Genomic DNA, 22,157 nt, shown 5'->3' on the forward strand with positions numbered 1-22,157 from the left:
ATAATAGAAAACGAACAGACCAACAAGCACAGGCTCGTCAGTCTGTTCGTCTGTTTTTTGCGGGCATGCTTTCGCAACTTTTACGGCTCGCGCAGGTCGTTGAGCGAGATGCCTTGCTCCAGGGCGAAATCGAAATCATCCACATCGTAAAATTGAACAGGTACGATATATTCCAAAATCCGATCCTGAAAATCGGGCTGGTCTGTGAGCAGCGGGACTTCAAAACGTACGGACGTCAGCAGAAGCTGCGTCTCGACGGGATCAAAAATTTCTCCCCACATGGCGTTGTCCTCCACCTTGATGACCGTCAGCGTGACGCCGTTCGGAAAGGTGAACGGAACTTTGGACCAGGGGGCAATCAGTCCTTTTTCCAGTCGCTTGCGATTGAATGGATCGGCAAAAAACTGGCTCATTTCCTTCATGACCCGACGCACGTACTGATCGTCGCCGGAGTAGGGCATGATTGGTTCAGGACTCTGGATAAATTCGTCCAATTCATAGATTGTCGACGCGGGTATCAGGTATTCTACCGGTTGCGATGGGACCATCAACTCCCCGTAGATAGCCAACATGATCGCTTCAATAACGAATTGTTTCGACATTTCGACAACCCTCCTCGTTACCATCATACTGAAATCGCCCAGTGACAACAAGCCCGGACACGGCGGGAGAACCGGCTGTTTTTGCTTGTGACCGTAAAAATGACAGATTTTACGCAAAAGGAAACGGAGGGAAATTCATTGTTCGAGCCTGGTTTTTACTCTTCGCTTTTGCTCATTATTACAATCAATATCGTCCTGAGCGGAGACAATGCCGTCGTCATCGCCATTGCCTGCCGCAAGCTGCCTGTCGCGCAGCAAAAAAAGGCGATCATCTGGGGGACGATGCTCGCCGTAATCGTCCGGGTCATCGCTACGATCCTCGCGGTGTACTTGCTGAAAATCCCGTACTTGTACCTGATCGGCGGGCTGATTTTGCTGTGGATCAGTTACAGGCTGCTGCGGGAGGAGGACGGGCAGGAGGACATTGACGCGAGCGAGGATATCGTGCAGGCGGTGAAAACGATCGTCGTGGCCGACGTCATGATGGGGCTGGACAACGTTCTCGCCATCGCAGGAGCGGCGCAAGGGAATATCATCCTCATCGTCATCGGGCTGCTGATTAGCGTGCCCTTGATGGTATTTGGCAGCCAGTTGATTTTGCGCGTCATGGAACGGTTCGCCTGGCTCGTCTATGTCGGGGCTGGAGTGCTTGCCCTCGCTGCAGCCAACATGATTTTCACAGAGGAAGCGGTCCGCGAATGGATCGCCCCGGTGCCATGGCTGGTGGTGCTGTTTAAGGTCGTGTTGGTGGGCGCAGTTTTGCTGCTCGGGTACTGGCAGCGTTCGCATGCAAAGGCGCGATGACAAGCCGCCTGGGCGGGAGCGGGAAAGCGTTTTGCCCGTTTCTGTCCAGTAAACAAAGAAGTTTCAGAATAAACTTTACATTCGTTGACAAACGCTCTTTTTATCTTATATGATTGAAAAAATTAGAAGAGTCCAGTAATAGCTGAGGAGAGATGAGCATGTCTTTGACAGAGCAGACCAAAAAGGGATATTTCGGTGAATTCGGCGGGAGCTTTGTTCCCCCAGAGCTGCAGGAAGTATTGGATTACTTGGCAGAGCAGTTTGAGACGTACAAGGACGATCCCGAGTTCAACGAAGAGTTCCGGTATTATTTGAAGGAGTACGTCGGACGGGAAAATCCGTTGACGTATGCCCGCCATTTGACGGACAAGCTGGGCGGCGCGAAAATTTACTTGAAACGTGAAGACTTGAACCATACAGGTGCCCATAAAATCAACAACGTCATCGGGCAAATTTTGCTCGCCAAGCGCATGGGCGCCCACCGGATCATTGCCGAGACGGGAGCGGGGCAGCACGGCGTGGCGACGGCGACAGCGTGCGCGATGTTTGGCATGGAATGCATCATCTACATGGGCGAGGAAGATACGAAGCGCCAGTCGCTGAACGTGTTCCGGATGGAGTTGTTAGGGGCAAAAGTAGTGCCTGTGTCCAAAGGGCAGGGCCGATTGAAAGACGCGGTAGACGAAGCGCTGAACGATTTGGTGCAAAACTACCAAAACACGTTTTACTTGCTAGGCTCTGCTGTAGGGCCGCATCCGTTCCCGACGATGGTCAAGCACTTCCAGGCGATCATCAGCGAGGAGTCGAAGCGCCAAATTTTGGAGAAGGAAGGGCGGTTGCCTGATGCCGTCATCGCTGCCGTAGGGGGCGGAAGCAACGCGATCGGTGCTTTTGCCCATTACATTGACGAGCCTTCCGTGCGCCTGATCGGAGTGGAGCCAGACCAGGCCCCGACCTTGACCGAAGGGGTTCCGGCTGTCATTCACGGCTTCAAATGCCTCGTGCTGCTCGATGAACAGGGAGAGCCGAAAAAAACGTACTCGATTGCTGCCGGGCTGGACTATCCGGGCATCGGGCCGGAGCACAGCCAGCTCAAGACGAGTGGGCGGGCGGAATATTACACCGTGACGAACGAAGAAGTGCTCGCCGCTTTCCAGGAGCTGTCCCGGACGGAAGGAATCATCCCTGCCTTGGAAAGCGCCCATGCCATCGCCTACGCGCTGAAGCTTGCCCCGACGCTGTCGCGGGAGCAGATTGTGATCGTCAACCTGTCCGGTCGCGGCGACAAAGACGTCGAGCAAGTATTTCGCCTGTTGCGTGACTAGAAAATAGCGCAAACAACAGCAGCCCTTCCGATAGCGGAGTGGCTGCTGTTTCTATGACTGGAATTGTTACAATGTTTTGACAATCGTGACGCTCATCCATTCTTTGTCGTACAGGTTGATTTCAAACGGCGCAGCGACCTCGGAGCCGTCCTCGTTGGTCAGGATGCGTATCGTCGGCCGGTTGACGGCGAGCGGATTGACCCGCGAGACGACGCCCGTATGTCCCGAACTGAGCTGAACGGTGGAGGAAATCGGGAAAATGGCGACGTGCTGCAAAAACAGCTTGAGCAGCTCCAGATCAAAATACGTATTCCCCGAAGCAAACAAATACTCGGTCGCATCCGAGGGGGAATAGCTTTGCCGAAAAGGGCGCGGCGAGATCAGCGCGTCGTAGACGTCCGCAATCGCGACGATGCGCGCGTATTCGTGAATGTCCTTGCCACAGAGCTGCCGCGGATAGCCCGTCCCGTTGTAGCGCTCGTGATGCTGCAGCGCACAGTGCGCGGAAACGACGGAAATATTATGCTGGCTGCGCAGGAGATTGAAGCCTTCTTCGGTGTGGTATTGCAGGCGCTGACGCTCTTCGGCTGTCAACTCTTTGCGCAAGCTCCACAGCTCTTTTGGCACTTGGGTCATTCCGATGTCAAACAGCAAGGCGCCGATGCCAAGCTCCAGCATCTGTTGCTGGTTGTAGCCTTTTGCCAGGCCAACCACACCTGCGAGCACAGCGACATTGACGGCGTGGTGAAAAAAATAGCCGTCCATTACGTGGAGATTGGACAGATTGACGAGCACGTCTTTTCTGCTGCTCAAGTCTTGCAATATCTCTTTGAACACCTTTGAAAAGCGCTTCCAAAATCAGGCAGAGAGGTACGGCGTTTCATGTGCGGCTGGTCCATCAGGGTGGTCATCTTCTTGTACACGGCATCGACCGCCTGTTTGCGCGTCTCATCGCGAATGACGTCTTCCGGGATAATGTCGTCTGTACGCTTGTCCTGAATGTAGAGTGTATCAATCCCTAATTGCTTGAGGCGTTCGATGTAGCGTTCCGTCAGTTGTACGCCCATCCCGAGCAGGACGTTCCCGTTTTCCTGAAAAATGCTTTTGGCAATAACATCTCCTGGCTTCACTGAAGTAATATGCAATTTTCTCACAACGAAAGCCCCAGTCCTTTGTCGATAGAATGTAAATAGTCCTGATATTCTGCCAGTTCGCTTAGTACAATTCTATCATATGGAAAGTCTAGGGCACTACTGCTTGCCGTCACTTCTTAAAATTGTCGGTTTTTCCCATTTTGTCGTTTTTTCGCCAAACTCACTGTTCTGCCGCCCGGTCGGAGCGGGTAAACCAGCGAAACGGATTCAACGACCAGCGTGGCTCGTGGCGGGCGTACCGTTCCTTGCGGCGGGTCAGTCGCTGCTGCATCAAATCCATCTCGAAGGTGACGCGGCGCATCTCCAGGCGCAGCGATTCCTGCATCTCTTCGATGTCGGCGATTTTTTGCAGGATGGCCGACTGCATGTTGTTCAGCGAGGAAAGCTGGGCCAGCTCCTGCTGGAACTTCAGCAGCGTCTCGTGAACGGCCAGCTCCATTTCCTTCACGCCTGCTTCCAGGTTGCTTCCGGAACTGAGGGCTACGGCTGTTTCTTCCGCACTGGCGTACTCTTCGGCAGTCAGCATTTCTTCCGACAAACGGCCTTCATCTATGAGCTGTCGCTGAATTTCCTTGAGCGAGCTGTTTCCGCTATCTTTGCGTTCCTTCACTTCTTTCAAGAGGGCAAAGCCCGCTTCGCTAATCAAATAGTGACCCTGCGGATTTTTCAGACGTTCCTTTGCGGGTACGAACAAGTCCAGCCAGTTGCGCAGCGTACGAACATGTACGTCAAGGCGATCAGCTACCTCTTTCGAAGCCATCCAAACTTGTACATCCATCCCGAATCACTCCTTTTTTCCCCTCGGTATTCCCGGTGGACTCATTATAGCACCATTTTTTTCCGGGTAAGAGAGAATCGACAAAGGTTCTAAAAAGTAGTGGCATTTCGCCCGTTTCGGACAGGTGCTCCGTTTTTTGTCATTCCGTCACGAGCCGGACAAATTGTGGCTGGCTCACTCATATTGACCCGGACAGGCGCGTACATATGGAAGGAATACACGTCCCCATACTCATGCGGGATGAGGAGAGGACCGTATGATGCAACCTTTCTTTTGGCTTGTTTTGCTTGCTGCGGCGCTTGCGAGCTGTATCGGCGGGCTTCTGCTCTGTCTTCGCGCCTGGTCGCGCAAAGCGCTGTTCGCGATGATTAGCGCAGGGGCCGGATTGTTGCTGGCGATTACGATGCTGGACTTGATGCCGCACGTCATCCAGGGGGAAAGCTCGCGGATGATGCCGTTTGTGCTCGTAGGCTTTGCCGCGTTGTTCGCGCTGGAGCTGCTCGTAAAGGCGGCCGGAGGGGAAATCGGCTCGACGGGCGTGATCGGGGTGCTGGGCGGCTTTTTGCTGCACGCTTTTGTCGAAGGGGTGTCGCTCGTGGCGAGCTTGAAGGTGGACGCAGAGGTCGGCATGTCTGTCCTGCTGGCGATGCTTTTGCATAAAATACCGGATGGGGTCACGGTAGCCTCCTTGATGCTCGCCGCGACGAACTCCCGGAAAAAAGCATTGTGGGGCGCGACTTCGCTCGGGATTGCCACGATAGTGGGGGCATGCAGCTTCGGGCTTGCCGAACGGTTTTTTCCGCCTGACTGGTCGAGCGTGATGCTCGCGATGACGACGGGAATTTTTTTGTACGTGTCAGCAAGCCACCTCGTGCCGTATATCGTGCAGGCGAGGCGGGCGGAATACGGCGTCTACTTTTTTGGCGCGGTGCTGATCTACATTGTGCTGTCGGCGTACATGCATGCCAATCATCTGCATGCATAAACAGGGGCGCTCCTTGCCAGCCTAAGAAAACAATGGAATCGCAGCAGGATGGAAGGAGTCTTGTGAGCATGAACCAGCCCAATCTGAACCAGTTCGACGAAGCCGCACAGGGAGTAACGGAGTTCCCGGTCATGGGGACGTCGCTGAATCCTTTTGACGAAACGTGGGGGACGTTTGCTTCTGCAAAGCCGCTGACTGAACAGGATGGAGCCGCCGAGTAACAGCCAAAAAGCAGCTGTCGAAACGAAGCGTTTCGCGCTCTTTTCTTCCGCCCCTCTCGTAACGAAGGACAAGATCGGTTATAATGGCGGGGAATAGCTTGGGAAGGGGCGAATACATAATGAATACATTGTTGCAAGGCAAAAATATCGTAATCATGGGTGTAGCGAACCACCGCAGCATCGCTTGGGGAATTGCGCAATCTTTGCACAACGCAGGAGCGAACCTGATTTTTACCTATCAGGGAGAGCGTCTGCGCGAAAACGTGGCAGAGCTGTCCGCCAAACTGGGCAAGGAATCGCTCTTGGTCAACTGCGACGTGACCAAAGATGAAGAAGTGGAAGCGGCGTTTGCGACGATTCGGGAAAAAGTCGGCGTCATTCACGGCTTGGCGCACTGCATCGCGTTTGCCAAAACCGAGGAGCTGGAAGGCGAATTTGTCAACACTTCCCGTGACGGCTACGCGCTTGCGCAAGACATCAGCGCGTTCTCGCTGGTGGCGGTTGCCCGCGCAGCTCGTCCGTTGATGACAGAAGGCGGCAGCATCGTGACCTTGACTTACCTGGGCGGCGAGCGCGTCGTGCAAAACTACAACGTCATGGGCGTAGCCAAAGCAGCGCTGGACGCATCGGTGCGCTACCTCGCGAACGATCTCGGCAAGGAAAACATTCGCGTCAACGCGATTTCCGCAGGTCCGATCCGCACCCTGGCGGCAAAAGGCATCCGCAATTTCAACGCGGTTCTGAAAGAAATCGAAGAAAAAGCGCCGCTGCGCCGGACGATTGACCAGACCGAAGTAGGCGATACAGCCCTCTTCCTGTTCAGCAACCTGTCCAGAGGCATTACGGGCGAGATTTTGCACGTAGACGCCGGATACAACATCATCGGCGGCTAAGCGGCCAAGTTTTGCGCCCATACGAATGAATAACAGGCTCCCTTTGCTCGCATACTAACCAAAATGCGACGAAGGGAGCCTGGCTTATGTTTCCATTGATTACGAACATGGAAGAGTTTCTGATTTACATGGGCGGCGGCTATCAGTATTTACCGGCCCATTTCGCTGATGAAACGGGAGGGGCGGGTCTTGCGTCCGAAGCGCTCCCGGGGGATACCGATACACAGGCTGCGGCGGGCCCGGGTAATCGCCACGTATAGCAGGCGCCGTTCTTCTTCCAGGGCTGTCGCCCCGCCTTTGCGCAGCTCGTCCAGCGTGTACTCGTGCGGCAGGGCGCCTTCGACCAGATCAGGCAGAAAGACGTGATCGTACTCCAGCCCTTTTGCCCGATGAATACTCAATACGTGTACAGCTTCATCCGGGAGTGGCCGCAGATTGCGCCACTCTTTTTCCTGTCTAATCATCTGCTCGATGTAGGCCAAAAAGTCGCGGATCGTCGCGTGGCGCTTGGCGGCAGAGAGAAGTTGCTGCAGCTCGTCACTCCAGCGTTCCCGGCCATCTTCCCGGTCACGCGCCCGCTTTTTCAAATATTCGCGGAGCTTGCCGTCCTCGTAAATCAGCTCCAGCGCCTGGGCAGGAGGGCAGTCTTTGCAGGCGGCGAGAATGTCGTTGATCGCTTGCATATGCTTGCGCTGGTAGGGCTTGAGCTGGGTCAGATGCGGGAGGATGTGCAAAATCGGCTTGTCCTCGAGAATCGCCTGGCTGCGCACGGCATTCCAGGCATCGCCGGAGATGTAGAGCGTCGGCAAAATTTCTTTTAACGCGTCTGTATCGTCCGGATTGAGCGCCAGCCGCAAATAGTGCAACGTCCAGCGTACAGTCTGGCGCTGGTAAAACGAGTCTTCCTCCTGCGTGTAGTGAAACGGAATGCCTGCCTCGCTCAGCCGCTCCAGGATCGGCCGGGCCGACTCGTTCGTGCGGTACAGCACCGCGCACTCGCCGAACGCCGTTCCTTGCTCGCGCCGATGCACGATTTCATCCACGATTCGGGATGCCTGCTCTTCTTCGTCGTCCGGTTCGAACAAAAACGTGTCGCCTTCTTCGCGATGGAACGACCGGCACGCTTTTTCCCAGCGAGATCGGTTGTGGCCGATCAGCGAATAGCCGAGGCTGACGATCGAGGAGTGGGAGCGGTAGTTGACTTCCAGCGTAATCGTGGAAGCTTGCGGAAAATCTTTGGTGAAGCCCAATATGTACTGGGGGTCACTGCCGCGAAAGCCGTAGATCGACTGGTCATCATCGCCGATGACGCACAGGTTGTTTTGCGGTGCGGCGAGCAGCTTGACCGTTTCGTACTGGATGCGGTTAATATCTTGAAACTCGTCGATCATGACGTGGGTGATCCGCTCCTGGTAGCGTTGCAGCAGATCGCGGTTATCGCGCAACAGCTCGTAGCAGCCGAGCAGCATGTCGTCAAAATCAAACCACTGGTGCTTTTTTTTCGCGGCCTCGTAGAGCGGGTAAAGCTGGGCGGCCCGTTTTTCCGCATCGGTCGCCGCCTCGCGAAAAGCCGCTTCCTGCGGGAGAATGTATTCGTTTTTCCAACGGCTGACGATGCTGAGCGCTTCGGTGATGTCCGTTTCTTTCAGCGCCATAAGCTCGTCATGGCCGAGCAATGCTCCGGTTTCGCGCAGCAGCCGCCACTTTTGCCAGTCCTTTTTCAGCAGCCGCTGCTGATCCCAGCCGTTTGGCTGATGGTGCAACAGCATGCGGTAAAAAATGCTGTGGAACGTTCCGGCAATCAGCTCGCGAGCCTGGCCGGACGGCAGTTGCCGGGCGATGCGCTGGCGAATTTCCTCTGCTGCTTTGGTCGTAAACGTCACGACCATGATCCGTTTTGGCTCCACGCCCAAGTCTTTGATGAGATGAGCGGTGCGGGCCGTCATGACCCGCGTCTTGCCGCTGCCGGCTCCGGCGAGGATCAAAAGCGGGCCGTCAGTCGTTTGCACGGCTTGCTGCTGGGTAGGATGAAGCGGCTGGTCCAACTGCTGCTCGGCCAAATGCGCAATCGTCTTTTTGGGCATAAACCGTTTGCGAAAGACCGGAGGCTTTGACGGAGGCGGTGCAGGCGTGACCGTGCTGCCAATCGCCCTTTTTTTCGGCAAGCGAAAAGAGCCGATCATCGCCGTGTCTTCTTCCCGGGCAGCAGGCTCGTCTGGCGTTTGTGCCGGAGCCGGGACGGCCGCATCCGAAAAGGCGAGCGAACTGTCGGCAGCAGCCGCGTGCTCAGGCGCGCGCGTATGCGGATCATCAGCGAGAGCGGGCGCAGCGTCAGTCGCAGCACCAGGGCTTGCGCCAGTCACAAGCGGGTGCAGAACGGCCGCAGCAGTCTCGTCCAAAGCTTGCAGCCACTCCATGGAAGCAGAGCTGTCTTGCGCCAAAAGCGGGCAGACGGCTCCCTCCGGATGCGCGAAGTACGGCTCAAAGCTGATTCCGGCAATCAGGCGCAGCGCGGCGGTACAGGCTGGACAGCGAACCTTGTCCTGCCGGGCGGCCATGCGCCAGTACGGGATGCGGTTGTAAGTCTCGGGCTGCAACAGGATAGGTTTGTTGTCTAGTAACGCATAGTTCATGATGACACCTCGATAAAGCAGCTTCTTTGTCAAAGTCGTACGCGGACCGTGGAAACAAGAAGTGCCCCCTGGCGGCAGGGGACACGTGCCAAAAAAGTCGTTCTTTACGATTGGGCGTGCAGTAAAATCGTATCGTCGGGAAGGGCGGCTGAATCTTCCTCATCCAGATGGGTGATCGCTACACGGGTGATGCGATGGTTTTCCAGCTCGCTGATGGTGAACAGATAGCCCTGGTACATGACGGCTTTTCCGAGCGTCACTTCCTCGTTTAACTGGCTGTAGAGCCAACCGGCGATCGTGTCGACCTCATCGGAGACGATCTCGATGGTCAAAAAATCGTTCAGCTCGGCCAAAAGCGTTTTGCCGGAAACGGAGAGGGCATTGCTTGCGCTTTCTTCGATTTCCGGGCGCTCGTTCTCATCAAATTCGTCCTGGATGTCGCCGACAATTTCTTCCAGAATGTCCTCCATCGTCAAAATACCCGCCGTACCGCCGTACTCGTCAATGACGATCGCAATTTGCGAGCGGCGTTTTTGCATCAGCCGCAATACGTGACTGATTTCCATCGATTCCGGCACCGTGAGCAGGGGACGGAGAAAATCTTTCAGCTCGGCTTTCCCGGTTGTCAGCGCCGACAGGAAAAAGTCGGACGTGTGAACGAAGCCGATCAGCCTGTCTTTGTCTTCGTGCGCGACAGGGAAGCGCGAATGGCGGGATTGCCGGATAATTTGGAGATTTTCGTCAAATGTGTTGTCGTCGTACAGGCAAATCATGTCGATGCGCGGGATCATAATTTCCCGGGCAAGGCGTTCGGAAAACTCGAACACGTTGTCCACGAGGGCCATTTCCGTCTGGTCGATATGCCCGCTCTTATGGCTCTGGTTGACGAGCAGCCGGATTTCTTCCTCTGTATGGGCCGGATCGTTTTCCCGGGCAGGCTCGATGCCCAGACGCCGGATGAACAGGTTGGCCGCGCCGTTTAAAAACCAGATGAGCGGATAGCTCAGCTTGTAGAAAAACATGAGCGGAGCAGCCGTCCACAGCGAGGTTGCTTCCGCTCTCTGGATGGCAAGCGACTTGGGAGCAAGCTCCCCGAACACGATATGCATGAATGTGATGATGGCAAACGCGATGGCAAGCGAAACGGGCCCCACCATATAGGACGGGAATTGAAAATAGGCCATCATGGGTTCGACGTAATGGGCGATTGCAGGCTCACCAACCCAGCCTAGTCCAAGCGATGCCAGCGTGATGCCGAGCTGGCAGGCGGATAAATAGGCGTCGAGCTCGCGGGTGACCTTTTGCGCGTAGTGGGCACGTTTGTTGTTGCCCTCACTGACGAGCTGGGCCAGACGAGTTTGGCGAACTTTTACCAACGAGAATTCTGCTGCGACGAAGAAGCCGTTCAGAAGGACCAAAAACACCACGAGCAGCAGATTCAGCGTAATCTCCCCTATCGGACTCTCCAAGCGCACCTCCAGCCTCCCGCGGTGCGAAAGGCGGAGAATTCACCTCCGTTACGCTAAGTGTATTTTAAATGTACGAACAAAAACGGCTAAACATTCGTATCTTCCTTGTTACAGGTAAGTATACCAATAGGTCAACCGAAGAGTCAAAACGTTCCGATTTGCTCTGGCGCATTTTGCACATTGTCAGGACATACCCGAATCTGTCTTTTCATATTCATAAGCGAGCAGTTGTCCGGGGGAGGGGAGGCGCGTGTACTGGCTGCAAAAAAGTGTGGCGATCATCGTAGGAAGTGTGCTCGTTGCCATTGGCGTCAACCTGTTTTTGGTGCCGCACCGCCTCATGGATGGGGGAATGATCGGGATCGGGCTGCTTGCGACGTATTACATGCAATGGCCGCCCGGAATGGTGATGATGGGTGTCAGTATCCCGGTTTATGTCCTCGTCTTTTTTTATGACCGCAGGCTGTTTTTCCACAGCTTTCACGGAATGTTGATCTCTTCGTTTTTTATCGACGTGCTCTCGGATTTGCGCGGCTTCAACAGTTGGTCGACGTCCGCATCAGCGGTGACGGGCGGGGTGTTGATCGGAATGGGCGTCGGTCTGATGCTCGCTTTTGACACGAATACAGGGGGGACCGACCTGCTGGCGCAATTTTTGGCCAGGCGCTTCAACATGTCTGTGGCGCTGCTGATTCTCGCCATCGACGGGTTGATCGTCCTCTGTTCGCTGCATACGATCGGGCTGGAGCGCACGGTGTTTTCGCTTGTGACCATCATCGCGGTAGCGGCGACGACGCACATGTTCAGCGGGCTTGGACGGCAGCAGCCTCCCTATACGATCATCGGTCCGCTGCATACTTGGCAGGCAGGCACACGCGAGAAGCGCGGGCCTGGCCTGTCGCTTTCGCCGATTGCGCAAAGAAAAAGCGGCCCAAGCGAGCCTGTTCGCGCAAAAGCGGCAGGGAGATCGGCAAACAGGGCAGGGGAAGCAGACATTTTGGAGAAAATAAATAGGAAAAGGATGAAATGAGGGACAACATCGTGTCTGCCTATACACCGCAAATGATAACCGAGCGGGTCGGCTATTTTCCCGGTCACGTCAACATCGGCCTGGTTATCGGCAACAGCGGAGCGATTCTGATCGATTCCGGACTGGAGGCGCAAACCGCCAAAAAAATCAAAAAAGGGCTGGACGCGATTGCCCAGCCCTTGTGCGCGATCATTCAAACACACGCTCATGCCGATCACTTCGGAGGAAACGCCTACCTGCTCGGATGCTGGCCCGAAGCCAAAGTATTCGCGCCACCGCTGGAAGAAGCGATCATCCGCTATCCGGTTCTGGAACCCATCTACTTGAACATGGGAGCAGAACCGCTTGCGGAGCTGAAAAACAAGTTTTTGCTGGCGCAAGCTTCCCGGGTGGACCACCTCCTTCCATTAGAAGGGATGCTGGAAATCGACGGTGTGCCGTTTACGATCCTTTCTCTGCCGGGGCACAGCTATCAGCAGGTCGGTCTGATCTGCGAGGACATTTGCTTTGCCGCGGACAGTTATTTGGGTGAAGAAGTATTGGAAAAGCACAAGCTGCCGTTTCTCGTAGATGCACATGAGACGATGAACAGTTTGCGCAAGCTCCTGTCGACCGATTGCAGAGGATATTTGCCCGGTCATGGAGCGTACACCACCTCCTCTCAAGGTGCGGTGCACAAAAATATGGAATGGCATGAACGGATTTACGCCGTCATCGAAGACATTTTAAGAGAGGAGCGCGGAGTAGAAGACGCTCTCGCCCTCCTGTGTGAACGCTTGCACATTTCCATCGAGAACGCGACAAGCTACGCCCTGTTCCGGACGGCTTTCATGGGCTATCTCGTCGGCCTGGCAAAAGAAAAGAGAGTGGCGTATCGGTTTGCTGCGAACAGATGGCTGTGGAGCACGGTTCAGGATGGAGCGGAGGGAGAAGACAGGTAATCGGCAATCTCTGCCAGTTTGTGCTCGGCTGCTTCCCGAACGGATTTCGGTATGAAGAAAATTTCTTCCGAGGTGTTCATGTAAAATTTCGCTTCCAGATACGGATGACCCAGCTTGACAGTCATCTCGCCTTTGCCTGTTGACGAGTTGGTGAAATTGGTGGGAATGCGCAGGAAATACGTGCTGCTGCTGGCAGAATCGTACATGACGACATCATACGTGGGCATGCCGTCCCCGCCTGATCGGTGAAACCCCTGCTGTCTGAGCATTTTGTCGACATAGGAGAGTGGCTGCACGACACCGGTCAGGGTCTTGTTTTTTAACCGCATGGACATCCTCCTCGGCTCAACCTGTGAGAAAATTCGGGTTTGGTACCATCCTATGAGTGGTGGGCGGATTTCAGACTTAGAGAAAACGAAAAGAAGGAGTGGAAGCAACATGCTCAAGCAAGCAGATTTACATACTCATACAAAGGCGTCAGACGGCACCTGCGAGCCTGCGGAAAACGTGCGCCTGGCAAAAGAAGCCGGACTGGCTGCTCTTGCGATTACGGACCACGATACGGTGGCAGGCGTAGCCGAAGCGATGGAGGCGGGAGCGAAGCTCGGCGTGGAAATCATCCCGGGCGTGGAGGTAAGCTCGGTCGGCAATGGCCAGGACATTCACGTGCTCGGCTATTTTGTGCCTTACGAAGATCAGGCGTTCCAGGAGCGGCTGGTGAGCCTGCGCGAGACGCGCCATCAACGCAACCAACTGCTGATCGCCCGCCTGCAGGAGCTGGGCATTGCGATCACGCTGGAAAACGTCTACCGCCGCAAGCAGGGGACGGACAAAAACATCGGCCGTCCGCACATCGCCGAGGAACTGATCGAGCTTGGCGTCGTCGCTACGATGGAAGAAGCGTTCGACAAATACCTGGGAAAAGGGGGAGCGGCGTACGTCAACCCGCCGCGCATCACGCCGCAGGAGGCAATCACGCTGATTCAGGAGGCGGGCGGCGTAGCCGTGCTGGCGCACCCGGGACTGTACGACGATGACGAGCTTGTGCGCGAACTGATCGCATTCGGGCTGGACGGAATCGAAGTGAACCACCCGGACAACGACGAGCTGCAAAAGCTGCGCTACAGCAAATGGGCCGACGAGCACGGCCTCGTCATGACAGGCGGCTCGGATTTTCACGGCTGGCGCGGCGAGGAGCCGTTTCACGCCATGCTCGGCTCGCACACGGCGTCGCTGGAGGTCGTGGAGCGGTTGCGGGAGTTAGCGCAGAAGCGGAGGGGGTAACGGGCGGCCCAGGACAATGATTGGGGAGCGAGAAAGGCGAACGAGTCATTCGCCCGGAAGTGAAAGGGCACGGTGTTCAATCACTCGGGAATGAAAAGGGGAAACGAGCCTGAATCAATAGCTCGCCAGTGCAAAGCACAGAACGCCATGCCCCATCGCTGGACGGCAAGACTAACCAAAGCGCAGGAGCCTTTTGTCTCATCAGAAAAAAGTCAGCCCCCTGTCTGTAGCCAGTTTGGCTAACCCAGAAGAGGGGGCTTTTTGTACAGACAGATCGGCTTTTCCATCCCAGTCCCAGGGCAAAAAGCAGCAGGCGAAGCTCCCCGTTTGCTGCTGCTCCTAGAGCAAAACCGCCACAAACGCGAACCCAAGCCACAGGCACAGCGGACTAAACAGCCGCGTATCCTGGCGGGCGAAGGCAGTGTGCGTCACTTTCTTGAAAAAGCCCACATAGCGAAAGTCGCCCATGGCGCGCAGCAAAAAGACGGCGGCGCAGGCGATGCAGCCCCATTGGATCAGGGCAGGCGCGATCAGTGGCGCAAGGTAGCCGCTTTTGGCAAGCAGCAAATAGTCGGCGAACAGCAGCAAGCCTGCTACTGCGAGCGTTCCCGCTTTTCCCGGGCGAAACAAGGGGCGGGCACTGTCCGCGGATACAGGAATGGCGACAAGGCTCCCCAGCTTCCGCCAACAGCCCAGTAGACGTGCAGCAGCGATACAGCAGCGAGTAAAAACGCGGCGGACAAGGACAAACAGAGTGGTCATGAAAAACGTCTCCTTGGGGTTGCCCCCGTTTTGGTGTCGGCTTTCCCTTTTATCCTCTTTCACACAAAAAGATACGCAACCGTATGTTTTGGCCGTGAAAAACTCCTTTTTGCGGGAGCTTTTCGCGAGCAGAGAAGCTTTTCCAAGCAAAGAAGCTTTCAACAGTCCCACGTCAAAAAATGCTGCAAAGGCCCGGAGATGTCAAAAGGCTCATCCAGCTCCCCGCGCACCAGCCAGCCGATGTAGACGAGGTAAGCCAGGTGGGCACGGGCAGATGCGTCGGCGGAGGACAGCCCCTTTTTTTCGTACAAGGCCGCGACGTAGCCGATTCTCCGTTTTTCAATTCCGACCAACCGCTTGCCCAAGTCCGGGTTTTGTTTGGCCCACGCGTACATCGCCGCTTCGACTTTGCGCTCTGTCGTAAAAACAAACGACAACAGCCGCTCCAAAGTGGCGTCGTCCGCTTGGGGGGCCGCGATGATCCGCTCTGTGGCGTGCTCCTCCCAATAGTCGATCACGGCGTCGAGCAAATCGCGGCGGTCCTGAAAATGGTGGTAAAAGCTGCCTTTGCTAATTCGCAGCTTGCGCGCGATCGCTTCCACGCGCACAGCCTCGATGCCGGACTCGCCAAGCGTATCCAGCGCTGCCCGGACCCAATCCTCGCGTGTGTATTGCATCGTTCACCTCTGAAAATACGGTAGCGTATGTTTTGGTTCCATCCTATTCCAGATAGCGAGGGCATGTCAAGACGAAAGGCGACGCGCCAGCCAAAAATACAAACAAACCCTCCGCTCCCATTGTGAAGGAGGGCGGAGGGCGAGACGAACAAGTTTTGCAGTCTGGCGATGAAATCGGTTAGCGCAACGCTTTGACCATCGCGATATGCTCGATGCCGGCTTCATCGAAAACGTCGCCGTGCGGCTCGTAGCCGAGCTTTTCATAGAAACGTTGCGCGTGCGTCTGGGCGTTCAGCTTGAGGCTGTCAAAGCCGAGCTCTTTGGCGGCTTCTTCCATGACGATCATGATCTGGCGCCCCAGTCCGGTGCCGCGCTCGTCTTTTAGTACCGCCACGCGCTCGATTTTTCCCACGCCAGGCTCATACGGCCGCAAGCGGCTTGCCCCGACTGGTTGCTGCTCGTTGTACGCGACGAAATGAACGGTGCCGCTTGCTGGCTGGTCATGCTCGTCAATCTCCAGGTCGGCGGGAACCTCCTGCTCATCAATGAACACCGCTTTTCGCACAGCGAGGGCATCCTGCATTTCCTGGTCCGAGTTTACTTTTTGGATCACATAAGATTGCTGCTTCATAGAGGACACGTCCTTTTCTGTTTTGCGGTAAAAAGATCCCTCCCTGCAAGCCAAGCTCACGGGGAGGGCGCCAATCTTGCTTTATTTTTTCAAGAGGAAGGTCTGGTAAACGCTCCAGATGCCGTCTTCCAGTTGGTAAATCAGGTGGAAGCGGTCAATTTCGCTCGTCAGGTCGATTTTGGCCATGCTCAATTGTCCGGTTACATCACGCAGTTCATCGTCGGACAGGTCGCGCCCGATGGTCAGATGCGGTACGTACGCGTAGGTTTCTTTTTCCGACACACACTGGTTCACGATCTTTTCGTGCAGGGCGTGGAATGGCTCTTTGTTTTGCACAGCCAAATAAATGACGTTCGTCGTCGGATGGAAAGTAGAAACCCGATGGAAATGAGCAGTAAAGCTTTCAGTAGAGGAGGCAACCTGCTCCAGATGGCTCACCAGCTCTGGCAGCTTGGCTTCTTCAAGGTCAAAGGCTTCTTTCAAACGGATATATGGAGGTACCAATGCGTATGCAGGGTCATAACGCTTCCGGTAAGAGTTGGCCACTTCTTGCACCTTGCTGGATGGAAAGATTACGATACTATACATCATGAGAACCACTCCTCCTTGCTATCTATCATGCATGCTCTACAAGAAACTATTTTAACAGAAAATTCTTCATTTGTGTAATGTTATGCGTCGAACCGTATATTCCGGCCGCGTCGGGACACACTGTGTAGTGCAAGGAGGTGCCGCACTGCATGTACACGGCCATGATGATAACATTCATTTTTCTCGTCCTGCTCCTGTTGTCAGTGCTGACCTTCACCATTTTGTCGGCGATTCGCAAAGGAGAGTTCGAAGAAGCACTCGTTTCGCCCTTAAAGGATGAAGGCCCGCAGGAAGAACAGCCACGGTAAGTTTACCCGTAAAGCGTACGCAGCATACGGGGGAGGTTTTGCTGCCAGTGGCCCCACGTATGGTCACCCTCGAACGTTTCGTAGAAGAGGGTGGCCTTTTTCGTCTGCAAAATGGCTCGCAGCTCCTCATTGGCCGCATACAGGTTCAGGACGCCGCGCGAAGAGTTCACAGCGGTTTCTTCCGTCCCGATTTCCAGATAAAACGTCTGCGGCACCGTCAGCTCAGCTTCCGCGACACGGCGGTTCAGCCGTTCGTCCATGGCCCCCGACTGGCAGGCCACCTGTCCAAACGTATGCGGATAAGCCAGCGCCGTAAACAGGGAAACGACGCCACCGAGCGATTCCCCAAGCAAGGTCCGCCCGTTGCCGAGTGGGTGCGTAGAGTAACGGGAATCCACGAAGCTGACGACTTCATCAGCCAGAAAGCGGGTGTAAGCCAGATGCTCCTTGCCGTCCGGATGGTAGCGGTCAAAACGCTTTGTTTTTTCGACGGGAAGAAAAACGGCAATGAGATCGGGCAGCTCTTTGTCCTCGATCATCCGATCCAGCAAGGTCGCCATTCGGCCCATGGCCAAATAATCGTCGCCATCCTGCACGTAGAGGACCGGGTAGGAGTAGAGCGGCGAATAGCGTTTGGGGGTGTAGACAATCAGTTTTTCCGGCGTTCCCAAATGCCGGCTGTCCAAGACGATTTCCTCAAGGGCCACAGCGGTGTCCTCCTTATGGATGTTTACGCAAAAATTATTATACAGGAGAGCGCATGGGCTGCCCAATGCTTTCGTGTGCTGCGAGAACCATGACGAGAGTTGGTTCGTGGGCAAAGAGCTTTTCGGCAAGCGGACGGCAAGGTTGTCCGCATGTTCTTTGGGCGAAAGATTGTCGCAATTTTGTCACCGTGTGATACTATGGTAGGAAACGACTTCACTCGATTTGTGGAAGGGGTTGTCTTTTATATGAAGAAGCAAGTACACAGCATCGAAGTCAGAAACGCTGCTCTCAATCGCCTGGCAGAACGTGGCGTCACGGTGGAGGACATCGCGGAGATCGTCTATCTCATGCAGTCTCCGTACCATCCCGGCCTGACCATGGAGCCGTGCATCGAGAGTGTGAAAGCCGTCTTGGAAAAAAGGGAAATGCAGCACGCCATCTTAGTTGGCGTTGAGTTGGATACGTTGGCGGAAAAGGGCCTTTTGTCCGAGCCGCTCCAGTCGATCATCGCAACAGACGAGGGCCTGTTTGGGTGCGACGAGACGTTGGCTTTGGGATCGGTCTTCGGATACGGCAGCATCGCCGTCACAACCTTTGGACATCTGGACAAACATAAAGTCGGCGTCATCAAAAGACTGGACACCAAGTCCGCCGAGGGCCGCGTACACACATTCCTCGACGACCTGATCGCAAGCGTGGCGGCAAACGCTTCCAGCCGAATGGCCCACCGCATGCGCGATGAACAGGAAGCCGAGCTGGCCCGCTCCGAGGCGGAAGCGCTGAAAGCCGAGCTGCGCGTGGAGGATAAAGGTGAAGGGACGGAGCAGGCCGGGTAGCAGGGGAGCTGTGGAGTTGTGGAACTGCTGAACTGCGGTTTGGAGGTTTACAGGCTTGCAGGCTTGCATCCAGACTTACTTGCCTGGATTGTTACCTATCTATCTTTGTGGTTTGGGTGTGGCGGTTTTGGCGGGTTTTTTGCTCTGCAGGATTTTTGATGACAGGTTTTTTGCGTTTTTTTCATTGCAGTTTTTTGTCTGTTAGGGTTTTCTCTTGTTAGGGTTTTCTTCTCTTAGGAATTTCGCCTGTGAGGCTTTTCCGTTTCGCAGGGGAAAAGGTGTTTGCAATGGATGAGCGAGAGCCATTTTTTCGTTGGTGCTGTTCCCATGTTCGGGGCGCCCGCCGTTTGAGTGAGCGGGGCCGGGAGTGTGGGGAGAGTAGCGGCGGGGGGATGGCTTTTTGTTTTGGGGTGGATGGGGCGGGGAGTGGTCATCCGGCGCTCTATTCGTCTGTTCGCCTGTTTAACTGTTCATTCGTTCATCCGTCGTTTACTCGGACTTGTTCCTGTTCTTTCTGGTGCATTGCTGATAGGAGTTGTGGGGGGCGATGAAAGCTTTGACAAAGTCTTCAACAAAAAGCTTCAACAAGGCTTTAACAAAGGCTTTAACAAAAAAACTCAATGAAAAACTCAATCGAAACCTTAACATGAAAGCCGAACCCCGAAACCCGAAACCCTTCATCAGCGAAGAGACACTAGGGGAGGAAATATCTTTCGTAAAAACTTTTTCGTTCTCGGCGATTTTTATGCGAAGGAGTGTGTACAAGCTTGATTTTTAGGGGAGAAGAGCACGCTGAAAGGCTGATTTTACGCGGTTTTTCATGTGCTTTTGGTAAGAGTGAAAAAAATTACAAGAAATTATTCATTTCCTCTTGAAATCCAATTCGGGATGCTGTATAGTAATAAATGTGATCGACGTCCGGTGCGATTCGGGCCCTTAGCTCAGTTGGTCAGAGCGGTCGGCTCATAACCGATTGGTCGTAGGTTCGAGTCCTACAGGGCCCACCATTAAGCGAGTACATAAGATGTTTAAGATCACATACATATCCCATGATCCGGTAGCTCAGTTGGGAGAGCACCATCTTGACAGGGTGGGGGTCGCTGGTTCGAACCCAGTCCGGATCACCATAACAGATATATCAAGGGTTTGAGCGACTTTTTAACACTTTGAAAAATAAGTGGTCGCATACAAACACGCTTTCAAATAGGAAGCACACTTTCTTTCAGTATCAGAAAACTGGAAGGGAGTGTGCTTTTTCGTGTTATTAAAGTTTGCCATCAAAGATTTTAAGGACGATAGGGAATTTAAAAATCTGTCCCCTAAAACAATTGAATCGTACATGTCAGCCCTCAATGAATTTCAGGATTATTGTGGCAAACAGGAAATTGTTGATGTAAGTGATGTAACTCCGAACACAGTTAAGAATTATCTTATGTATTGCCAAAAGGAACGAAACAACAATGTTACAACCAGAAACAGTAAGTTGCATGTCCTCAAGATATTCTTCAACTATCTTGAAGAAATCGAAGTCATTACGCAGAAACAAAATCCAGCCAAAAAAATCGGCTATGGTAAAGAGGACATTAAGATTGAAGTGTTTCAGGATCGGCATATTCAACAAATGCTAGGTTATTACAGACGATTGAAGCAGCGTGAAAAATCATTCTTTGCTTATAGGGACTATACAATGATTGTGTTCCTCCTTGGGACAGGTGTTAGGTTAGGTGAAATGGTTAATCTGTCGTGGAATGAAGTCGATTTGAAAAATGGTACTATCATTGTCTTTGGAAAGAAACGTCAACAAAGTTCCATTCCGATTACGGAAAAGTTAATCAAAGAACTGTGTGAGTACAGGGTATATTGTGAGCAGACGTTTGGTGAAGTTCCTCAATATGTTTTTACTGATGTAGAAGGTAAAAAACTTACGGACAATGCAGTTAAATGTGTTTTTAAACGGTTGAAGGAAATCATGAATTTCCCTGATTGCCGCTTATCAGCTCATACCTTTAGACACACGTTTGCCCATCGGATGTTGATGAACGGTTGTGATGTTTTCACATTGCAAAAAATGCTTAGGCATTCGAATATTGCTATGACTCAAAGGTATTTGGCAATTTGGGGTGTTGCTTTGGCTTCTCAAAATGAAAAATTTAATCCTTTAAACTCCTTAGAGATATAAGGAGTGGACATGCCCATGACTCCACTCCAACAATCCGATTTACAATCATTAATCGGCAAAAAAGTCAAAGTGCTAATGGCTGGTAGATTCTATCAACGTGTTTTGCATGAAGATAGCCAAGGATTACACATCAAGTACGCCGATCATCGAGTACCAGTCAAACCAGACCTGAACACACTCCATATCCTGTATTTCACAGCCCTAAAGCCAAAGGGGGTGAAATAATGTCCTTAGCATTACGCCTTTGGCGTGATGACACTTTACATGAGGAATTACAGTCCATTACTTTACGTCATATTTCTTTGGCGAAAGAGTTTTCCGAGAAAGCCACGACAACTGAACGCCGCCAAGCAATCATGCAAGAAATTGAAGCATTGCGCCAAAAACGAAATGAAATCCTGAATCATCAAAACTAAGGGAGGATTCACCATGCAAAAAACTGAAACCAAAAAAGCGTACATTTGCTATTGCCCATCGCTTGAAGATTGGTTTGTAACAATTGACGAAGAGGAAGCAAAACAATATGAACATTATCTTGCGTCCATTGATGATCTGAAAGATGCAGTATGTTTGGGTGATAATCCAATTGACGGGATTATCAAAGTTGAAGAAGGGCTTTGCAAGTACGTCATTGATTATGATGAAGATGGGGAAATTGATTCGGCTGGTTATCAATTGATTCAGGAGGTAGCTGCGTAATGGATCAAGAAAAAGAAATCCAGATGTATGAAGAATGGTTGATGACGGATGAGTTTGAACGGTACGCTAAAGCAATGAATCAAGTATATAGACAAGCAGAATAGCACATTCAAAGGAGCGGTCAATCCGCTTCTTTTTCATTGTCAGGATAATAAATTTTTCCCCTTTCCCCTTGTCCACTCTAACCATACCCGCCCAACACGACATGTCAAAAATTTATTAATTACTGTGTGAAATTTTGAAATAGAATTGATGTTAAACACGTCACCAGACGCTCTATAAGCCCGATACAGCAATTTTTATATAAAGTAGGTATAATTTTATCTAACCTAAATATAAAACGCCTTAAACGGCGATATAGACGGTCTGAGAGCGTTTGTACGAAATCACTATTAATACATTATTTATTATTTTTGTTTGTACGAAATGGGGTACAACATGTATTATTACTTCCAACACATAAATATAGAACCTGATATTTATAAATTAGTTGATGTGCTAGTTAAATATTTATATGAATACAAAAAAAAGCAATTACAAAACAACATTATGGTCAAGTTTTGGTGATATTCTAGGATGTGTCTGAAAACTCATTATTGAGTTAGTTTAAAGATGGACGCGACATATACAAACGCTAGGAATGATTT

25 protein-coding genes, 2 tRNA genes and 1 pseudogene are annotated in these 22,157 nt (G+C 52.9%); 17 read left to right on the forward strand and 11 right to left on the reverse strand.

Translation table 11 applies throughout. The annotated features are described in order from the left end of the window. Positions 1-80: 80 nt before the first annotated feature. Entirely contained in the window at positions 81-602 is a 522-nt protein-coding gene (locus tag AC3WQH_RS12600) for a hypothetical protein (protein WP_005828212.1), read from the reverse strand. Between the two features lie 99 nt (positions 603-701). Between AC3WQH_RS12600 and AC3WQH_RS12605 the strand changes: the two genes are divergently transcribed. Continuing rightward, on the forward strand, positions 702-1,406 hold the full coding sequence (locus AC3WQH_RS12605) for a TerC family protein (protein ID WP_051556843.1): 705 nt from the start codon (positions 702-704) through the stop codon (positions 1,404-1,406). A gap of 158 nt (positions 1,407-1,564) precedes the next feature. Then, positions 1,565-2,731, forward strand: coding sequence for a tryptophan synthase subunit beta (gene trpB / locus AC3WQH_RS12610; protein ID WP_005828216.1), 1,167 nt, complete (start codon positions 1,565-1,567; stop codon positions 2,729-2,731). Positions 2,732-2,797: 66 nt separating this feature from the next. Here the strand turns inward: trpB and AC3WQH_RS12615 are convergent. Together AC3WQH_RS12615 and AC3WQH_RS12620 are read right to left on the reverse strand one after the other, a co-directional pair. Then, positions 2,798-3,885, reverse strand: a pseudogene (locus tag AC3WQH_RS12615) (HD-GYP domain-containing protein). 160 nt (positions 3,886-4,045) lie between these two features. Continuing rightward, a complete protein-coding gene (locus AC3WQH_RS12620) occupies positions 4,046-4,663 on the reverse strand; it encodes a MerR family transcriptional regulator (RefSeq protein WP_005828220.1) in 618 nt (205 codons plus the stop codon). Positions 4,664-4,919: 256 nt separating this feature from the next. Between AC3WQH_RS12620 and AC3WQH_RS12625 the strand changes: the two genes are divergently transcribed. The 3 genes from AC3WQH_RS12625 (at position 4,920) to fabI (ending at position 6,762) form a co-directional block, all read left to right on the forward strand. Beyond that, the gene (locus AC3WQH_RS12625; protein WP_492332063.1) at positions 4,920-5,648 is read left to right on the forward strand and encodes a ZIP family metal transporter; all 729 of its coding nucleotides are present in this window, start codon (positions 4,920-4,922) and stop codon (positions 5,646-5,648) included. A 68-nt stretch (positions 5,649-5,716) separates the two neighbouring features. Then, the gene (locus AC3WQH_RS12630; RefSeq protein WP_005828225.1) at positions 5,717-5,869 is read left to right on the forward strand and encodes a hypothetical protein; all 153 of its coding nucleotides are present in this window, start codon (positions 5,717-5,719) and stop codon (positions 5,867-5,869) included. Positions 5,870-5,988: 119 nt separating this feature from the next. Then, positions 5,989-6,762: an enoyl-ACP reductase FabI gene (gene fabI, locus AC3WQH_RS12635; protein WP_005828227.1), complete on the forward strand. Its 774-nt coding sequence runs from the start codon at positions 5,989-5,991 to the stop codon at positions 6,760-6,762. 149 nt (positions 6,763-6,911) lie between these two features. Here fabI and AC3WQH_RS12640 read toward each other — a convergent pair whose 3' ends face one another. Both AC3WQH_RS12640 and AC3WQH_RS12645 read right to left on the reverse strand, forming a co-directional pair. Next, complete coding sequence (locus tag AC3WQH_RS12640; RefSeq protein ID WP_122953061.1) at positions 6,912-9,395, reverse strand: UvrD-helicase domain-containing protein; 2,484 nt, start codon at positions 9,393-9,395, stop codon at positions 6,912-6,914. Between the two features lie 104 nt (positions 9,396-9,499). Then, positions 9,500-10,870, reverse strand: coding sequence for a hemolysin family protein (locus AC3WQH_RS12645; protein ID WP_005828230.1), 1,371 nt, complete (start codon positions 10,868-10,870; stop codon positions 9,500-9,502). A gap of 244 nt (positions 10,871-11,114) precedes the next feature. On the opposite strand from AC3WQH_RS12645, the gene AC3WQH_RS12650 reads away from it, so the two are divergent. Together AC3WQH_RS12650 and AC3WQH_RS12655 are read left to right on the forward strand one after the other, a co-directional pair. Beyond that, positions 11,115-11,894: a YitT family protein gene (locus AC3WQH_RS12650; protein WP_005828232.1), complete on the forward strand. Its 780-nt coding sequence runs from the start codon at positions 11,115-11,117 to the stop codon at positions 11,892-11,894. Beyond that, on the forward strand, positions 11,891-12,835 hold the full coding sequence (locus AC3WQH_RS12655) for an MBL fold metallo-hydrolase (RefSeq protein WP_005828234.1): 945 nt from the start codon (positions 11,891-11,893) through the stop codon (positions 12,833-12,835). Before AC3WQH_RS12650 ends, AC3WQH_RS12655 begins: the two co-directional genes overlap by 4 nt. Here AC3WQH_RS12655 and AC3WQH_RS12660 read toward each other — a convergent pair. Then, a complete protein-coding gene (locus AC3WQH_RS12660) occupies positions 12,805-13,164 on the reverse strand; it encodes a YugN family protein (RefSeq protein WP_005828236.1) in 360 nt (119 codons plus the stop codon). The two genes, AC3WQH_RS12655 and AC3WQH_RS12660, sit on opposite strands and share 31 nt — an antisense overlap. A 109-nt stretch (positions 13,165-13,273) precedes the next feature. On the opposite strand from AC3WQH_RS12660, the gene AC3WQH_RS12665 reads away from it, so the two are divergent. Beyond that, positions 13,274-14,119 carry a PHP domain-containing protein gene (locus AC3WQH_RS12665; protein WP_327953515.1) on the forward strand — a complete coding sequence of 282 codons (846 nt, stop codon included), beginning with the start codon at positions 13,274-13,276 and terminating at the stop codon, positions 14,117-14,119. 339 nt (positions 14,120-14,458) lie between these two features. Here AC3WQH_RS12665 and AC3WQH_RS12670 read toward each other — a convergent pair whose 3' ends face one another. The 4 genes from AC3WQH_RS12670 to AC3WQH_RS12685 all read right to left on the reverse strand — a co-directional run bounded on the left by AC3WQH_RS12670 (position 14,459) and on the right by AC3WQH_RS12685 (position 16,780). Continuing rightward, a complete protein-coding gene (locus tag AC3WQH_RS12670) occupies positions 14,459-14,881 on the reverse strand; it encodes a DUF3995 domain-containing protein (protein ID WP_007784546.1) in 423 nt (140 codons plus the stop codon). A gap of 158 nt (positions 14,882-15,039) precedes the next feature. Beyond that, positions 15,040-15,558 (reverse strand): TetR/AcrR family transcriptional regulator, encoded by a 519-nt coding sequence (locus tag AC3WQH_RS12675; RefSeq protein WP_005828244.1) that lies wholly within the window; start codon positions 15,556-15,558, stop codon positions 15,040-15,042. A gap of 178 nt (positions 15,559-15,736) precedes the next feature. Then, positions 15,737-16,189 (reverse strand): GNAT family N-acetyltransferase, encoded by a 453-nt coding sequence (locus AC3WQH_RS12680; protein WP_007784544.1) that lies wholly within the window; start codon positions 16,187-16,189, stop codon positions 15,737-15,739. Between the two features lie 81 nt (positions 16,190-16,270). Continuing rightward, on the reverse strand, positions 16,271-16,780 hold the full coding sequence (locus tag AC3WQH_RS12685) for a YjcG family protein (RefSeq protein ID WP_005828248.1): 510 nt from the start codon (positions 16,778-16,780) through the stop codon (positions 16,271-16,273). A 149-nt stretch (positions 16,781-16,929) separates the two neighbouring features. On the opposite strand from AC3WQH_RS12685, the gene AC3WQH_RS12690 reads away from it, so the two are divergent. Then, positions 16,930-17,088: a hypothetical protein gene (locus AC3WQH_RS12690; protein ID WP_005828250.1), complete on the forward strand. Its 159-nt coding sequence runs from the start codon at positions 16,930-16,932 to the stop codon at positions 17,086-17,088. A 2-nt stretch (positions 17,089-17,090) separates the two neighbouring features. Here AC3WQH_RS12690 and AC3WQH_RS12695 read toward each other — a convergent pair whose 3' ends face one another. Further along, entirely contained in the window at positions 17,091-17,795 is a 705-nt protein-coding gene (locus tag AC3WQH_RS12695) for an alpha/beta hydrolase (RefSeq protein ID WP_005828252.1), read from the reverse strand. Between the two features lie 246 nt (positions 17,796-18,041). Here AC3WQH_RS12695 and AC3WQH_RS12700 point away from each other — a divergent pair, with 246 nt between their 5' ends. From AC3WQH_RS12700 to AC3WQH_RS12735, 8 genes are all read left to right on the forward strand, one after another. Continuing rightward, positions 18,042-18,632 carry a phosphatidylglycerophosphatase A family protein gene (locus AC3WQH_RS12700; RefSeq protein WP_005828254.1) on the forward strand — a complete coding sequence of 197 codons (591 nt, stop codon included), beginning with the start codon at positions 18,042-18,044 and terminating at the stop codon, positions 18,630-18,632. Positions 18,633-18,650: 18 nt separating this feature from the next. Then, positions 18,651-18,791, forward strand: a complete 141-nt coding sequence (locus AC3WQH_RS12705) for a hypothetical protein (protein WP_155808619.1) — start codon at positions 18,651-18,653, stop codon at positions 18,789-18,791. Positions 18,792-19,001: 210 nt separating this feature from the next. Further along, positions 19,002-19,256, forward strand: coding sequence for a hypothetical protein (locus tag AC3WQH_RS12710; RefSeq protein WP_152344101.1), 255 nt, complete (start codon positions 19,002-19,004; stop codon positions 19,254-19,256). 306 nt (positions 19,257-19,562) lie between these two features. Then, positions 19,563-19,639 (forward strand) — tRNA-Ile (locus AC3WQH_RS12715). Between the two features lie 44 nt (positions 19,640-19,683). Then, positions 19,684-19,759: transfer RNA gene (locus tag AC3WQH_RS12720), tRNA-Val, on the forward strand. A 131-nt stretch (positions 19,760-19,890) separates the two neighbouring features. After that, positions 19,891-20,811 (forward strand): tyrosine-type recombinase/integrase, encoded by a 921-nt coding sequence (locus tag AC3WQH_RS12725; RefSeq protein WP_122953045.1) that lies wholly within the window; start codon positions 19,891-19,893, stop codon positions 20,809-20,811. A 224-nt stretch (positions 20,812-21,035) separates the two neighbouring features. Further along, entirely contained in the window at positions 21,036-21,227 is a 192-nt protein-coding gene (locus tag AC3WQH_RS12730; RefSeq protein WP_122953043.1) for a hypothetical protein, read from the forward strand. A 13-nt stretch (positions 21,228-21,240) separates the two neighbouring features. Then, the gene (locus AC3WQH_RS12735) at positions 21,241-21,510 is read left to right on the forward strand and encodes a hypothetical protein (protein ID WP_122953042.1); all 270 of its coding nucleotides are present in this window, start codon (positions 21,241-21,243) and stop codon (positions 21,508-21,510) included. Positions 21,511-22,157: the final 647 nt, after the last annotated feature.

Source organism: Brevibacillus sp. FW301-21C12A, assembly GCF_058788915.1.

Coding starts and splice junctions, on each gene's coding strand:
- AC3WQH_RS12670 (WP_007784546.1), bottom strand. CDS start 14,881: ATGACCACTCTGTTTGTCCTTGTCCGCCGCGTTTTTACTCGCTGCTGT.
- AC3WQH_RS12675 (WP_005828244.1), bottom strand. CDS start 15,558: ATGCAATACACACGCGAGGATTGGGTCCGGGCAGCGCTGGATACGCTT.
- AC3WQH_RS12685 (WP_005828248.1), bottom strand. CDS start 16,780: ATGATGTATAGTATCGTAATCTTTCCATCCAGCAAGGTGCAAGAAGTG.
- AC3WQH_RS12640 (WP_122953061.1), bottom strand. CDS start 9,395: ATGAACTATGCGTTACTAGACAACAAACCTATCCTGTTGCAGCCCGAG.
- AC3WQH_RS12690 (WP_005828250.1), top strand. CDS start 16,930: ATGTACACGGCCATGATGATAACATTCATTTTTCTCGTCCTGCTCCTG.
- AC3WQH_RS12600 (WP_005828212.1), bottom strand. CDS start 602: ATGTCGAAACAATTCGTTATTGAAGCGATCATGTTGGCTATCTACGGG.
- trpB (WP_005828216.1), top strand. CDS start 1,565: ATGTCTTTGACAGAGCAGACCAAAAAGGGATATTTCGGTGAATTCGGC.
- AC3WQH_RS12660 (WP_005828236.1), bottom strand. CDS start 13,164: ATGCGGTTAAAAAACAAGACCCTGACCGGTGTCGTGCAGCCACTCTCC.
- AC3WQH_RS12735 (WP_122953042.1), top strand. CDS start 21,241: ATGCAAAAAACTGAAACCAAAAAAGCGTACATTTGCTATTGCCCATCG.
- AC3WQH_RS12700 (WP_005828254.1), top strand. CDS start 18,042: ATGAAGAAGCAAGTACACAGCATCGAAGTCAGAAACGCTGCTCTCAAT.
- AC3WQH_RS12605 (WP_051556843.1), top strand. CDS start 702: ATGACAGATTTTACGCAAAAGGAAACGGAGGGAAATTCATTGTTCGAG.
- AC3WQH_RS12730 (WP_122953043.1), top strand. CDS start 21,036: ATGTCCTTAGCATTACGCCTTTGGCGTGATGACACTTTACATGAGGAA.
- AC3WQH_RS12620 (WP_005828220.1), bottom strand. CDS start 4,663: ATGGATGTACAAGTTTGGATGGCTTCGAAAGAGGTAGCTGATCGCCTT.
- AC3WQH_RS12665 (WP_327953515.1), top strand. CDS start 13,274: ATGCTCAAGCAAGCAGATTTACATACTCATACAAAGGCGTCAGACGGC.
- fabI (WP_005828227.1), top strand. CDS start 5,989: ATGAATACATTGTTGCAAGGCAAAAATATCGTAATCATGGGTGTAGCG.
- AC3WQH_RS12630 (WP_005828225.1), top strand. CDS start 5,717: ATGAACCAGCCCAATCTGAACCAGTTCGACGAAGCCGCACAGGGAGTA.
- AC3WQH_RS12625 (WP_492332063.1), top strand. CDS start 4,920: ATGATGCAACCTTTCTTTTGGCTTGTTTTGCTTGCTGCGGCGCTTGCG.
- AC3WQH_RS12655 (WP_005828234.1), top strand. CDS start 11,891: ATGAGGGACAACATCGTGTCTGCCTATACACCGCAAATGATAACCGAG.
- AC3WQH_RS12680 (WP_007784544.1), bottom strand. CDS start 16,189: ATGAAGCAGCAATCTTATGTGATCCAAAAAGTAAACTCGGACCAGGAA.